The sequence below is a fragment of the Mesorhizobium sp. M0195 genome, assembly GCF_040322115.1.
GTDB lineage: Bacteria > Pseudomonadota > Alphaproteobacteria > Rhizobiales > Rhizobiaceae > Mesorhizobium.
The window spans coordinates 18197-32511 of record NZ_JAMYSV010000034.1 but is presented as its reverse complement, the minus strand read 5'-3'; the positions used below and the strand labels follow the sequence as shown (position 1 = coordinate 32511).

General features: G+C 58.7%; 8 protein-coding genes and 3 pseudogenes. 5 read left to right on the top strand and 6 right to left on the bottom strand.

Going from position 1 to position 14315, the window contains the following annotated elements; genetic code table 11:
- Positions 1–38 precede the first annotated feature (38 nt).
- Positions 39–1183: pseudogene (tnpC, locus tag NKJ12_RS30115) on the top strand (IS66 family transposase); the annotation flags it as partial.
- A 320-nt stretch (positions 1184–1503) separates the two neighbouring features.
- Positions 1504–1857: pseudogene (locus NKJ12_RS30110) on the top strand (porin); the annotation flags it as partial.
- 140 nt (positions 1858–1997) lie between these two features.
- On the opposite strand, the gene NKJ12_RS30105 reads toward NKJ12_RS30110, so the two are convergent.
- Positions 1998–3674, bottom strand: a complete 1677-nt coding sequence (locus NKJ12_RS30105) for a tetratricopeptide repeat-containing sulfotransferase family protein (RefSeq protein ID WP_352707147.1) — start codon at positions 3672–3674, stop codon at positions 1998–2000.
- 669 nt (positions 3675–4343) lie between these two features.
- Here NKJ12_RS30105 and NKJ12_RS30100 point away from each other — a divergent pair.
- Positions 4344–5150: pseudogene (locus NKJ12_RS30100) on the top strand (IS5 family transposase).
- 242 nt (positions 5151–5392) lie between these two features.
- Here the strand turns inward: NKJ12_RS30100 and NKJ12_RS30095 are convergent.
- The 5 genes from NKJ12_RS30095 to NKJ12_RS30075 form a co-directional block, all read right to left on the bottom strand.
- On the bottom strand, positions 5393–6544 hold the full coding sequence (locus tag NKJ12_RS30095; RefSeq protein WP_352707144.1) for a glycosyltransferase: 1152 nt from the start codon (positions 6542–6544) through the stop codon (positions 5393–5395).
- 256 nt (positions 6545–6800) lie between these two features.
- The gene (locus NKJ12_RS30090; RefSeq protein ID WP_352707142.1) at positions 6801–7949 is read right to left on the bottom strand and encodes an acyl-CoA dehydrogenase family protein; all 1149 of its coding nucleotides are present in this window, start codon (positions 7947–7949) and stop codon (positions 6801–6803) included.
- Positions 7949–9511 carry an amino acid adenylation domain-containing protein gene (locus tag NKJ12_RS30085; protein ID WP_352707140.1) on the bottom strand — a complete coding sequence of 521 codons (1563 nt, stop codon included), beginning with the start codon at positions 9509–9511 and terminating at the stop codon, positions 7949–7951. The genes NKJ12_RS30090 and NKJ12_RS30085 overlap by 1 nt, the downstream gene beginning before the upstream one ends.
- An 8-nt stretch (positions 9512–9519) precedes the next feature.
- The gene (locus NKJ12_RS30080; RefSeq protein ID WP_029356091.1) at positions 9520–9780 is read right to left on the bottom strand and encodes an acyl carrier protein; all 261 of its coding nucleotides are present in this window, start codon (positions 9778–9780) and stop codon (positions 9520–9522) included.
- On the bottom strand, positions 9777–12353 hold the full coding sequence (locus tag NKJ12_RS30075; RefSeq protein ID WP_352707137.1) for an SGNH/GDSL hydrolase family protein: 2577 nt from the start codon (positions 12351–12353) through the stop codon (positions 9777–9779). The genes NKJ12_RS30080 and NKJ12_RS30075 overlap by 4 nt, the downstream gene beginning before the upstream one ends.
- A gap of 409 nt (positions 12354–12762) precedes the next feature.
- On the opposite strand from NKJ12_RS30075, the gene NKJ12_RS30070 reads away from it, so the two are divergent.
- On the top strand, positions 12763–13062 hold the full coding sequence (locus NKJ12_RS30070; RefSeq protein WP_352707135.1) for a hypothetical protein: 300 nt from the start codon (positions 12763–12765) through the stop codon (positions 13060–13062).
- A gap of 69 nt (positions 13063–13131) precedes the next feature.
- Positions 13132–14298 (top strand): polysaccharide pyruvyl transferase family protein, encoded by a 1167-nt coding sequence (locus tag NKJ12_RS30065; RefSeq protein WP_352707132.1) that lies wholly within the window; start codon positions 13132–13134, stop codon positions 14296–14298.
- Positions 14299–14315: the final 17 nt, after the last annotated feature.

Genomic DNA, 14315 nt, shown 5'->3' with positions numbered 1-14315 from the left:
TGCGTTTTTGAACCCGCTTTACATTGACGGGCCCATGTGAGTTCACCTGCCGCGACTGCGAGACGATCAGCCAGGCTCCGGCGCCGTTCCACGCCACCCCGCGCGGCTGGGCCGGTCCCAGCCTGCTGGCGATGATCCTGTTCGAGAAGTTCGGCCAGCATCAGCCGCTCAACCGTCAGGCTGAACGCTATGCCCGCGAAGGCGTGCCGCTCAGCCTGTCGACGCTTGCCGACCAGGTCGGCGCCGGCGCCGCGGCGCTGATGCCGCTGTTCAGGCGACTCGAAGCCCATGTGCTGGCCGCTTCACGTTTGCACGGCGACGACACGACGGTGCCGGTCCTGGCCAAGGGCAAGACCGAGACCGGCCGATTATGGGCCTATGTGCGCGACGACCGTTCGGCGGCGCCGATCCTCCGGCGGCAGTGTTCTACTATTCCCGCGATCGTCGAGGGGAACATCCCGCGGCGCATCTCGCCGGCTGGAGCGGCATTCTGCAGGCCGATGCCTTTGGCGGCTATGGCGATCTCTATGCGACAGGCCGTCAGCCGGCGCCTGTTCTGGAAGCCAGCTGCTGGGCCCACAGCCGGCGCAAAGTGTTCGAGCTGGCCGATATCGAAGCGGCAGTGCGCAAGAAGGCGCGCGGCGACAAGCCTAACCTGGTCTATCCGCTAGCGGTTGAAGCCGTGAAGCGCATCGATGCCCTGTTCGATATCGAACGCGCGATCAACGGCCTGTCGCCAGGCCAACGCCTCGCCGTGCGCCAAGAGCGGAGCGCACCGCTGGTCACCGAGCTCGAGCGCTGGATGATCGAGACGCGCGACAAGCTCTCGCGCGGACACGATCTGACCAAGGCCTTCAACTACATGCTGCGCCGCTGGTCATCCTTCACCCGGTTCCTCGATGACGGGCAGATCTGCCTATCGAACAATGCAGCCGAGCGAGCCCTGCGTGGCATCGCTCTCGGCAGAAAGTCCTGGCTGTTCTGCGGTTCCGATCGCGGCGGCCAGCGCGCTGCCGTTCTCTACAGCCTGATCGTCAGCGCCAAGTTGAATGACATCGACCCGCAGGCCTGGCTCGCCGACGTCCTCGGCCGACTGCCCGCCTGTCCGGCCCATCGCATCGATGATTTGCTGCCATGGAATTGGAGATCCGCAAGACTGCGGACCCAACCAGCGGCGGCCTGATCATGCAGCGCAATAAGGTGCATCACGTCTACACCGTCGAGCGTGTCGCCAGGGACCTCGGCGTCAGCGAAGCGCTCATCCAGGATCTGACCCTCGGTCTCGAGCCCGAGGACGGCGTCATCTGGGTGTACGGCGCCAACGATGACGACGGGATCTTGGCCTTCACCGATGAAGGCTTGAGGAGGTCAAGCTCCTCTCGAAGAATATCATCGCGTCTCCCCATCGAAAGGTTGACCCCAGCACCGCGGTGCTCAGGTGCTCATGGCCGCTGGATACGCACGTCTGCGGTCTTCACCGGACTTCACCGGATGGGTACGTTCGGCTATGGCAACGATGGGGACCTTAATGATGTCCATCTCATCGGCGGGGGCATCGACGCCAACGGTCGTGGCTTCTACAAGCAGTGGGGCGGCAACTGGGCTTGGTGGGCCGGCGGCACCTACAAGTTCAACGAGAAGACCGCGTTTAATCTCCAGGTGTCTGGTGACGACGACAAGAACTACGGTGTGGCTGCGAACGTCGCCTATACCGCTGTTCCTGGCTTCACGATCACGGCCGAAGTTGACTACAACCACTACGGCAACTTCGACACTCCGACCATCTACGGCAACTGGGTCGGCGCCGACAAGAAGAACAGCGTCGGCGGTATCCTCCGCTTCCAGCGCGACTTCTAATCGGCAGCATCTGACTGAAATCGACCCCGGCGGGCAACCGCCGGGTTTTTTCGTATACGTGACGCGATTATCTGATCAAGGTCGCACGAGGAACGTCGACGGCTTCGTCATCAGGATTTGTGGTCAGTCGCCAATCCTGTTCAAAGTACGGCAAGATCACCCAAGGCATCGATCAGTGGCTGGATCCTATTTTCATAGTTTTTCCAGCGCTTGACCGACGATTTATAGATCGGTTGCCGGACTTGCCAGCGACTGATAGTTCTGACCGACCCAGCCTTATCGAAAAAGCGAAGACAGGCATCATCCCAGGTCAAGCCAAGGTGATCTATCAAGCGACGCGATTGCCCTTCCTGGTCAGATATCAGCTCTTCGTAGCGATTCTCAAAAATTCGCCCGGGCAAGATCGAGTGCCAATGGCGCATAAGCCGCTCATACTCACGATAAGCCAGTCCAAGAGTCCCAAGGTCGTAACTGTAATCAAGGCCCTTTTTTAGGTCGGAAAAGAAACAGGAAAGACAATTGTCGATCGCGTCGCGCTTGCAGTGAATAAAACGCGCGTTCGGGAAGAGGATGGCGATCAGACCGATAAGCTCGAAATTATGAGGCAGTTTGTCGATAATGCGTGGTGCGGTAGGCGAATAGAGACGCAAGTTGGATAGATATTCCTCAGCCAACGCATGCGATTGCTGGATCGTCATCGACTTGACTGTCCATCCAAAGGTTTGTCCCGGCTCTCCCTTCAGGCCGATGGAGGCCGCGATTCGCCCCAGTTTCGTAAGCTCTCCGGCCCCGTGAACGTAAGGATGGCTCGAGCAGATTTGCTCGGTCAGTGTTGTACCCGAGCGCGGCATCCCGAGGACAAACACGGGCGCTTCGGATGGGTTACCATACCCGGCTTTGGATGCCAGCAAGCCGGCATCGAATAGCCCGATCAGGGAATCGACCCACCTGCGGTAGGACTCAATGTCAAAATCTAAAGTCCTGAATGTCTTGGCCTTTAGAAAATGGTCCATCGCCTCGCCGTAACGGCCAAGGTCGTTCAGAACCTTGCCTGCCGCCAGATGAAGCCCATAGGGCTCGTCGGCGGAAATCGCCGGGTTGGCAAGTTCGTCCAGGATGGACTTGAGTTCGGGCGGTTCGGTAGAAAATTTCCGGATGCCTACAAGGGTGTTGTAAGCCCCTGGCACGTTGAGACGCCTGGCGATGTTTTCCGTTAAACAAGCTGCTGCCTCGTCCATCCGTCCGAGACTTACGAGCGTATCCGCTAGACCCATCCGGGCTTGCGGATGATAGTGGTCGATCCGCAGCGCCTTCTCATAGATGGGCAAAGCCATGTCGGCCTTGTCGAATTTGGCGTAGGCCTGCGCCAAGCCGCAAAGTGCCTCCAGAAGATCAGGCTTCAATTCGCAGGCCCGTTGCAAGTGCCTGATTGCGGGCAGGTAATCGCCAACCTTTAAATAGGTTTCGCCAAGTGTGAGCCGGTAGTACGGATTGTTAGGCTCTTGGGTGACCGCCCGGGCCAAGTATTTGATGGACAACTCATCATCGAAATCCAGCCCCAATGTGCCAAGTATGTACAATGCCAGCGGATGCTCACGCGTGCGCGCCAGAACGCGATGACAGAGCTCCTCGGCCTCAGGTAGCTGATCCAATTTCTGAAGTTCAAGCGCTTGCCTCAACAGCATGTCGTCGGCCTGCGCGCGAGGCGGGCGGGCCTGCGGCTTGGCTTTGGGTGGCGCAGCTTTCGGCGGTGCCGCCTTAGCCGGGGGTTGAGTTTTGAGGTGCTTTGCCCAGGCGGGCGGCAATCGGTTGCTCATACTATGTCGCTAGCAAAACGGCGCGGGAGAATCCAGCCTTGGGCGAACCGCCAAGTAAGCGCGACGATGCTCTCGGCCAGTCAGTACGACGGCGAAAACACCATGTCCGTCGAAGGCTCAACCCGGGATGCGTCGCTAAAAGGTTTTGAAATCGTCCTGTCACTCTTTCCGGGCGTTAGCGCCGCCCCTCACCTGCCTGCCGGCACCCTCTCCCCTTATAGTGACGGGGAGAGGGGCGCTGTGATCGGCGATCTCACCAATCGCCGGCCTGCAAGAGAGCCAGCGCTGCGGCCCGCCCCTTCTCCCGTCACTATCTAGCGTGCGCACACATTTGATTCAACTCCAATGAAATCAAAGTGATGGTCGCATTTCTGGAGCCGAGCATCGGGCTCAACAGCTTGGAAAACGTACGTTTTCAAGGCTCTTGGCTTATCAAAGAAATTGCCCCTTCGAATCAGATGTGTGCGCACGCTAGCCCGTCACTATACGGGGAGAAGTGCCCGGCAGGGCGATGAGGGGCAGCGCCGGCTTCGAGAATTGATGTTCCCACCACAAGTTGGAAGCGGTCAGTCGGCTGAAGCGATCGCCGCGGCTCGGCCACGCCGGAAAACTTGCACCCTTCCCCCGCCCACGCTAGCAAGTGACTCCCCTTCCACGCGAGCCTGTGCCATGCTCGCGCAAGGCGGCCTTCGCCGGAGGCCTACGCGCTATCCGTCTGATTTGACGGACGAGGAGTGGGAGCAGTTCGCGCCGCTGATGCCCAAGCCTGGGCGTCGCGGCCGTCCGCGCGAGCGTTGATGTCCGGGAGGTGGTCAACGCCGTGCGCTACCTGGTCCGCTCCGGTCGCGGTTGGCGAATGCTGCCGATCCATTTCGGGCCCTGGCAGACGGTCTACGGCTGGTTTCCCGAGTTGGCGCGGCGTTTTCTGTTCCAGACCATCCACGATGTGGCGCTGATGCTGGATCGCGAGCGAGCCGGGCGCGAGGCCAGTCCCACGGCTAGCGTGATCGACAGCCAGTCGGTCAAAGCTCCGCAAGCTGAAACAAGGGTTACGACGCCGGCAAGAAGATTGTCGGCCGCAAGCGACACGTTGCCGTCGATACGGATGGGCGGCTCTTGATGGTCAATCTCACCACCCCCGATATCTCCGACAGTGCCGGTGCTCAGGCGATCCTGGATGGTAGCCGCAAGCGTTGGCCCTGGTTGAAGCATCTATTCGCCGACGGCGCCTATGACAGGCTGAAGCTCATGGACAAAGCCGCCTATCTCGACTTCGTGGTCGAGATCACTCGTCGATCCGACGACCAGAAGGGCTTCCAGATCCTGCCCCGCCGCTGGGTCGTCGAGCGGACCTTCGGCTGGATGACAAGATGCCGCCGCCTCGTGCGCGACTACGAGCAGCGCATCGATGTCTCGCAAGCCATGATCCTTGTCGCAATGGGCGGCAATCTCATCCGCCGAAACGCTCATCCGTGAATTTCAAAACGGACTCTCAGAAGCGGCATGGATAGGCAATCCATCGTCCGGGATTGAACTGATAGTTTTGATTTTGATGCTCGAGCGCTCCCGCGCCAGTGAGTATATAGAGCCCCAAAATTCGGGTTCGCGCCGGTTCAGTCGCCGGATCTTTATGAGCGCATGATTTCTTCTGGCGCGGGAAGTGGATTAGGAAAACCTGCTGACGGCGCGGCCGCCTTCAATAAGAAAAACTGTGCAGCCTATAAGCTTCGGCTCGACGACATCCGGTTCTCGATTTCCTTTAGGATGTTGGTTGCGCGTGCGATGCGGCTATACCTGGCCAGAAAGTCTGCCTTCGCCTGCTGACCGATCTGATCCCGAAGCGCCTTGTTTTCGCGCAGGCGCTGAAGAGCTTTGACCCAGTCGGACGGGTTGTCTGGCGACACCAGAACGCTGTTGACGCTATCCCTCAAAACTTCTCGGATAACTGACAGGTCGGAGGACACTATGGGTTTGCCATGCGCCATATATTCGAAGAGCTTGAGCGGCGACATTCCCTCAGCGATATTTCGACCGCCGCCCTGGCCCTCTACATCTCTAAGATAGGGCGCGAGTACAACGTCCATTTCGGCCAAGTAGGCACATGTCGCGGCGTGAGGAACGTAGCCGTGAAACACTGTGTTCGGGCATTTGGCCAGCTTCGATGTCCAATACTCTATATCGCCTGGTGTTCCGCCGACGATGTGAAATGTCGCCCAGCCGCATCGAGGCGCAATAGCGCTGATTATCTCCATGCCTTTTCCCTTATACAGATGTCCGACATAACCAACCTTGAACGTGCCGCTGAGGCTGCATGGCTCGACATTCGGCGGAACCGGATCCGCGCCATTGGGCGCGATGAGAAATTTTCCCGCATGTTGAGGAAAGAGGCGGATGCTGTCGTCCCGCAGACGTTGCGACGTGACGACCAGCATACGGAATGCCTCTAGGCCTATCAGTTTGGCAAGGCGCTGACGCTGACGTCTGCTCAAACTGCCAATCGGGTCGTGAAGCTCAAAAACGGTCGTGAACCCGAAAAGTCCGGCAGAAACAAGCGCTACAGTAGCCGAGCGTGTAAAGACGACATGCGGCCGCAGCCAGACCGCAGCAAGAAGTGCCAACACAGCAAAAAAAAGCTCCCGGCCGGGCACAGGCCAAAAGGGTACAGGGAGAACGCGGAATGGGAACTCGGTACCGAATCCGTATTCGCGCGCGATCTTCTCATAATGATCCCGTGTATTCATGGAGGCGCGTGGAAGCGCTAGTAGGACCTCCGCTCCGGCAACCCGAAATGCATGGCACATCTTTGCGACTTGTACCGCATTGGCGGCCGGCGCCGGAACGTGCGCAGAATGTATATAGAGAAGCCGCATCCACAAAGCCTATCTTTCACGCCTCGCGGCTGGTCTAGTTCTTCGCCTCTGAGCCGCAAGTTCGGAGACCACGGGCTGGGCAGACGCACCAAGTCGAACGACAAAAGCGCCCTCCGCCCCGGTGGCTCCATGGGTTGTGATAGTACCACTCGCCGGTTGCCTCACCAAAATCGAGCGCCCTTTTTCGCGAACTGGGGGCAGGCCCAGCGACAGCACACGCCGCCCTTCACCGGACAGGTTCTGACCACAGCCGTCATCAAAGCCCCAGCCAGCCAGCAATTATGTTGCGCTGTATCTCAGAAGTTCCGGAATAGAGTTTGCTGCCGATGGCATCACGCACGGCACGTTCGACGTCGAATTCGCTCAAGAAACCATAGCCGCCGAAGACCTGGACGACATCGAGCGTGGTGCGAACAAGCGATTCGCTCACAAAGAGCTTCGAAACGGCGGCGTCGAGGGATACGGACTGGGAGCGTTCAAGGCCCCACGCCGCTTTGTAGACGAGCAGTCGGGCCGCCTCCACCTGCATCTTCATGTCGGCAATCTTATGGGCGACCGCCTGGTGCTTGGAGATGGTCTGGCCGGACTGACGTCGGGTGCGCGTATAGGCCACTGCCTTTTCCAGAAGCCGCTCCATGGTGCCTACATGACTGGCGAATAGGCACGCCCGCTCCCAGTCCATGCTATGGACGAACAGCCTGGAGCCGCCGCCCACTCCACCGAGAACAGCGTCCTTCGAAACAAATACGTCCTCGAAGACAAGCTCCCCGATCGGAGACGTCCGCAGTCCCATTTTTTCGAACTTTTGCGCGACCCGATAGCCGGGCAGCGTGCGGTCCACGAGGAAGCTCGTGATGCCGCCGAAATACCCCTTGGCGCGGTCAGTGACAGCAAAGACGACGGCAACATCCGCCACCGGCCCGTTGCTCACGAAGGTCTTCGTGCCGTTGATTAGAAAGCCGTCGCCATGAGGCTCCGCCCGGGTTTGCATCGCAAATGCATCGGAGCCCGACTCCGGTTCGCTCATCGCATTGGCCGCGATCAAAGTGCCATCACAGAGCCTCGGAAGATATCGATTCTTCTGCTCTTCAGTGCCGAACTTCCAAATCGGCACCACGCAGGCCAGAAGGTGGGCGCAGATCGAGAAGACCAAGCCGGAATCCTCGCAGCCGTAGCCGAGCGCGTCGATTGCAATGGCCGTGGACAGGGAATCGAGACCGGGTCCCCCGTAGGCCTCGGGGACTGGCAGGCCGGTCAGGCCCATCTGCGCGCAGGCCTGCCACAACTCGTGCTGGAATACTTGGTCCCGGTCGCGCTGCCTGACATCTTTATTGAGCTTATCTTGCGCGAAGCGATGGATCTCACCGCGCAGGATGCGCTGCTCCTCGTTCAGCGCGAAATCCACTACTCCATCCTTATCAGATGCTGGTAGTCAATTTTATCTGTCGATGTCTTCGGAAGTAACGGCTGATGCGAGAACCAGTCCGGGGCCATGTAGGCCGGCAAGTTGTGAGCGCAGAACCGCTTCAGCTCGATGAGCGACAGCGCATGGCCGTCGCGCGAGGCATAGAACACCTTAATGGAGACGCCCGACTCCTCCGAGCGAGCGATCGCCGCCACCTCGGAGATCGCTGGATGGCGATAGAGCGCCGTCTCGATCTCGCCGAGTTCGATCCGATATCCCCGCCTCTTCACCATCCGGTCGCGTCGACCACGGAAGGTGTAGACTCCGCCATCGCCTTCGATCACTACATCGCCGGTACGGTACCAGCGACCGCTTGAATCGACGTGAAAAGCGGCGCTTGTTCGCTCAGGCATGTTCCAATAGCCCAGCATCACGGGAGCACCGCTGATTGCGAGCTCGCCTTCCTGGCCTCGCGGCACGTTGCGACCATTCGCATCGATCACGCGTGCCTTAACATGCGCGCAGGCGCGCCCGATCGGAAACGGCGCCGAGCGGTCTTCGGCGATCGTCTGCGGGATTTCGTAGTAGGTACAGACGTTGGTTTCGGTTGGACCATAGAGATTCAGGTAGCGTGCGCGTGGGACCACAGCCTTTAGCCTGCGCAGATGCTTGACCGGAAAAACCTCGCCGGCAAATAGAATGAACCGAAGAGCGTGGTCGTCGCGAGCATCAAGGCTGCCGTGCTCGACCAGAAGCGTGAGTACGGAGGGCGTGGAATACCAGACGGTCAACCGCCGCTCGGCGATAACCGACGCCATCCGGGTCGGATTCTTGCCGAGCTCCTCACCGATGAGGAATACGGTCGCGCCGTGCTTCAGCGGTACGAAGATGTCGAGGATAGACAGGTCGAAGTGGAAAGGCGCATGGGAGGAGAAGCGGTCATTCTCGTCAGGGGCGAGGATCTCGGAGCACCAGTCCACGTAGCTCGAGCCATTACGATGCGTCAGCATCACGCCCTTCGGCTGGCCGGTCGAGCCCGAAGTGTAAAGCACGTAAGCGAGGTTGTCCGGCCCCGGCCGCGCCGATTCGTCCTCCACCGCCAAGCTGCCGGCCTCTACGCGAGCCAGGTACGTCGCGAGCGGCGAGGGACCGTCGGACCAGTCGAGCGGTAAGAGACACGGTTCCGCAGCCAAGCGCGCCAACTCACAGCGCAAAGTTTCGGCTCGGGACGCCTCCACGAAAATCGCGCGCACGCCGCAGTCGTTAAATATGAACGCGCTACGCGCAGGCGGTGCCAGAGAGTCGACGGGCACATAGGCCGCGCCCACCTTCAAGGTGCCGAACAGAACAGCGAGCGAGGCGATCGATTTTGGAAGGCAAATGCCGACGCGGTCCCCCGGCCGGACGCCGATCCGACGCAGATGGTCGCGGACTTGGTCCGACAGCGCGTCGAGCTCGCCGTAGGTGATCTGCCGCCCAGAGCTCGCCTCGACAGCGGCGCACGTCTGGGGATGCCGCCTCGCGCTCTGTTCCAGATACTCGTGTAAGGCAGCAACCGTCATGGCGGGCTCTATGTGGACGCCTGCTTCGACTGGACGAAATTGGCAATTTGGGCGATGGAGTTCAGGTTCTCCGGCACGAGTTCGTCAGGGGCGATTTCGATACCGCAGGATTTTTCCAGGTAGGCAACGAGCTTAAGCGTCGCCAACGAGTCGAGAATGCCGTCAGTTATCAGCTCCGTTGAATCCGTCAGATTCTCCGGCCTTTCACCGGGCAGAAACTCCTTCAATATGAAATCCTTGGCCATCGTCCTGATCTGGATCGCGTTCATTGTTCCTCCTTGTGTGGAGCAACCGCAAGGTTCAGGGGAATTAGATCCTGGTGTTGCTGCAGCACTTGGTAAAGCTTGTCGGCGATGAGCCGATGGCCGGCGGCGTTTGGGTGATCGTCCCAAGGTGCTACAAGAAGCGTCCGCCAGTCATACCCGTCATACACACCGGAAAGATCGAGAACGTTAAAGCCAGCCTCGGCAGCGAGGCGCTTCTCTAGCTCGGTGCTGGTCCTCTCGTCTGGTCTGGGTAGATAGATCCAAAAGACCCCGACCCCTTCTCGCTTCGCAGCTTCCACGATTCGAGAATAGATCGCACGCAGAAGTCTGTCTCCGTAGGGCATGAGCTTTCTTTGAAGTACCTCGTGGTCGGCACGGGGATCGATCCCGCTCTCGCGTACAATGTCGCGCACGAAGTCGTAGCGATATGCGGAGCCATTCTGGATTGCTTTCCCGAGACGCTTTAGCGTTCGTGGAACAAGCGCGCTGTGCTCGAAGTAAAAGATGTACTTTGGTTTGAATGCGAGCACTCGATCCTCGATGATGGCCAGAATGTCCAGAGGAACATAACCCCCAACGGCAAAGTTCAGCACCTCGTAGTGTCGATACCCGCTGTCGTCTGCCTGCGCATTCAGCCGCCGCTCCAACAGGCCCTCGAAAGTCTCGTCATCCGCGACGCCCTCGCCGAAGACATGCGAAGAGCCGACGATTGCGATTCGTGGGGTGCCGGGAGTAGGAACCTTTTCATAGTCCTGATCTCGCATGCCCCAGCGGTTGATGTGGACCCGCGTTCCCTTAAAGTCTGCTTGGGAGAGTGGTCGCAGATAGGTCGTGGGAAGCGCACCGGTGAACTCGCTCAGCGGCGTCTTGTCCAAATTGTCCCAACCGTCGTGTCGTCGTTGGCCATAGACAATCCACAGTTCTGGGTTAAATGCGCCGACATTGACGAGGTTCTCGTAGTAGCCGCGCTCCAGGTTCGCGTTGTCGCGGCTATTGAGGTTCGGCGCTCTAATGTCGGCCATTGCGGTACTGACCGTCTCCCCGAGGCGATCGTGAACCATGGGGAGCGAGATGCAAACCGCGATCAACCCGCAGACACCGACCGACGCAACCGACCGTCGGAAACTGTACTGGCGGTCGGCGCCGCCGCGCGCGAGCGCAAGCGCAGGAATGCCAATGATAGCTGCCACCGCGACCAGTACGAGGGCGGGCGTCATTTTGCCAGGAACTTCCACGCCCACAGTGTCGAAGACGGAGAACCATTGCGGGACCGAGCTCGCGCTCCAAAACGACCAAAGGAGGCAGATGACGACGAATACGCCAATGGTCCGGCTCGCAGTTTGCAGCGCACCGTTCCAGCTTAGTGCCCCGCCACGCAGGCGCCGCGTGCGACCGTGCCGCATTTCATAGTGGGCGTTGATCGTCACAAGCACGGCCAGGATCATCCAGAAGAGGAAGTCGTTCCAGGTGAATACCCAGGTGCCACGTAACCAGAACCACTGATAGTTGTGCAGCAGCCAAGTCGCGAGGAACGCGAGGAGGGTCGCGCTGACCAGCGCTACGCTCTCTCCCCAGCGTCGAAAGCGAAAATACAACGGATAGTATACAATCTTCATTATGAAGTCCTTCCAGTATATATTTATTCGACGCCAGAAATCTGTGAAACTTGAGGAAAGAAAGTACAGATTGTGGGTTTCTGGAAGGTTGAATCCAAATAAATGCAAAATCCCGGTGATTATGTGAAAAGTTCCTGAAACCTTCAGATAAAGTAAAAATGGCCATATGATAAATTGCAAAAGCTCAATCTGATTGTGTACGTCCGCAGCATCGATAACAAATCGCTGATATACGATGCGGTAGCATATCAAATGGATAGCGCCGCGAAACATCCACTGAATGCCCGTTTGATAGATGTAGTGCCGGTCAGCATTGTAGTAGCTGCTGCGGAAAGTTCTAAAATCTACGACCGGAAAGAGCGGGAAGCACACGTTCGGCAACATGAAAAAATACGCGAGCCGCTCCGAAAGCGTCGCCATCTTCTGTTCACGTCGCATTTCGTATGCATAGACAATGAGACGGAACATGAACATGGAAGCGAGCACTGGCCAGACGGCGCGCGTCCACGGGGTCGCTATCCAGTCCATTCGTGCGGCGGCGAGCCCGCAGCCGGCGCCAACCAGCGCCAGCACTCTCCATCCAAAAGCGATCGGTAGGTGGACAATTCCGATCAGTACGAGCCCAATGGCGACGATCCAGGCGGCATCGATGAGGCCGTCAAATCTCCAGTGGTGCCAGTTGGGCCCAAGGTTCGCGAAAACTGCGGCGATAGTCGCGAACGAGAGCAGCACGAAAAACGGCAGCCGGTAAGGCTGTGGCAGGAAGTAGTGCACGCACCAGCCGGCGAGGGCAACGAGCAGGACGCGGACAAGCGCAGTAGTCTCGAGCCTGAGGAGATAGACCAGCGCGATGAAGAGGGCCAGCTGGCAGGCTATGGCGAACCAAGCCAGGATGCTTCTCGACTCAGTCTCCGTAGGATCCGCCGACCAGGGACGAGACAATGTCTTGATCCAATGCACGCTCGCGCGCCTCAACCAGCTGCCGGCGGACATCGACAAGAAGTGGCTTTGGGGCATGCGAAAGATCCGCAAGCTGCTGGTCCCCCTCCCATGGCTCCCATCCCTGACGGGTAAAGCGCCCCGGTCCTTAGAGGGATGCCTTGACTTCTTTGAACGAGTCCGGTTCCGCGCAAACGCAGAAGTACATAAAACGCAGAAGTACATAAGTGTATCAGAAACAAATCGCTCCGCTGTGCCCGGGGTAACAGCGACTCGTCTCTAAGACGCTTAAAAACAAGCTAAATCTGATCGATTGAAAGCCGATTCCGAATGGGATCGATCTGCCCCGTAATCCGCGCCGCGAGCCGAACGCCGATGGCAGTCGACGCTCTGTCTGCCTTGGCCATCTTAGTCCGGAACGCTCGGGCACATGATCGACGAGTTCGCGGCACTTCCAGCCGAGGCAAAGGCGCAACTCACCATCCTGGGCGATGCCAATGCCGCGCCACTCTCGACGAACAGGCAGCCCGGTTGGGCCTTTCCAGCAGCGTCACTTTCGCTGGCGCGGTCGAAAATGTCTTTCCATTCCTGTGGGAGGCTGATTCTATCTTTCCACCTCGGTGTCGGAAGGTATGTCAAAGTCAACGCTCCTGAAAACAGCCTCTCTTCGTTGAAGATCGTTAAATACAATTCGACCTCGGAGGCAATTGTTGCCTACGTGCTGGCGTGATACTAGGCGGAACAACTTGACGGAACAATTTGGCCGTATAGCCGCCGTTGATAGCAACGGACCTGCTAAATGTTGATTGGCACACTAACTTTGCACACCGGTTACAACGAGGGGGCGCAGCTTCAGAGCCTCGCCCTCCAACGCTGCATTTCGGACCTGCGTCCCGGCTCGCCGGCGGAGATCGTGGACCACCGCTATCCAAGACGACTGGAGACTGGCTATGGGCCGGCGACAAACGCACGCCAGCGAACGCTTGCCGCCTTCGCCGATGGACTGCTGCTCAGCCCCAAGAGGTTCTACTCGGAGGATAGGTCACCAACGTTTCGCTACGTAAGCGACCGCTATGATGCGGTTGTGGTGGGTAGCGATGAGGTTTGGAAGATCGACTACGTCTCCCGTCTCGGTGGGCTGATCAAGCTTCAGACCAACCCACTATGTCCGCCATTTCCCAATGTCTACTGGCCAGAAGTGGCGTGCTCGAAGATAGCATATGCGGCGAGCACCGGCAGCAGCACCAAATGGACCGAAATGCCGCGCCGCAATCGATACTTGATGGCCAAATGCCTGAACGAATTTGTCGCGATCGGCGTGCGGGACGAGCGGACACGTGAGTTGGTCCTCTGGGCAGATCCAAGCCTCGCGGATCGTGTGACATTGACCCCAGACCCGACAGTCACTCACGATCTAACGTCGAATGCCACTCATGAAAGCCTGCGCGTAAAGCTGGCTTCCTGGGGCGTGGATTTCAATCGGCCCCGGGCGTTGGTGATAGCCGGCCAGCACGAGCTCTATGCAGAGGCCACGACCTCTCTGCGGGCGCGCGGCGTCCAGATTGTATCAGTCTCGGATCGCAATCACCTCGCAGACATCGATCTCACCGAAAAGCCGATTGATCCCCTCGAGTGGGCAAATCTGGCATCACAATTCTCCTACTGCTTGTCAGAGCGCATGCATGGGGCACTATTTGCTCTGCGGAACCGGTGCCCGTTAATTTGCCTGGACAGCCGGCGACCCGCCATCGGCTTCCCCACTAAGAATGAGGCTTTGATGACGCTGATGGGCATTCCCTCTCAGTACGTGTGTATTCACCGCAAGGGTGCCAGGGACCATTTGCTGGACATGTGCGAAAACCTCGGAAAACTTGTTCACGACTACATGAAGATAGACAACCGGTTCCGGGAACTAGCTGAGATTGGCCGTACGTTTCTGGATAGGGCCCTGCCTGCGGCCAAGTAAAATAACAAATCAAGATG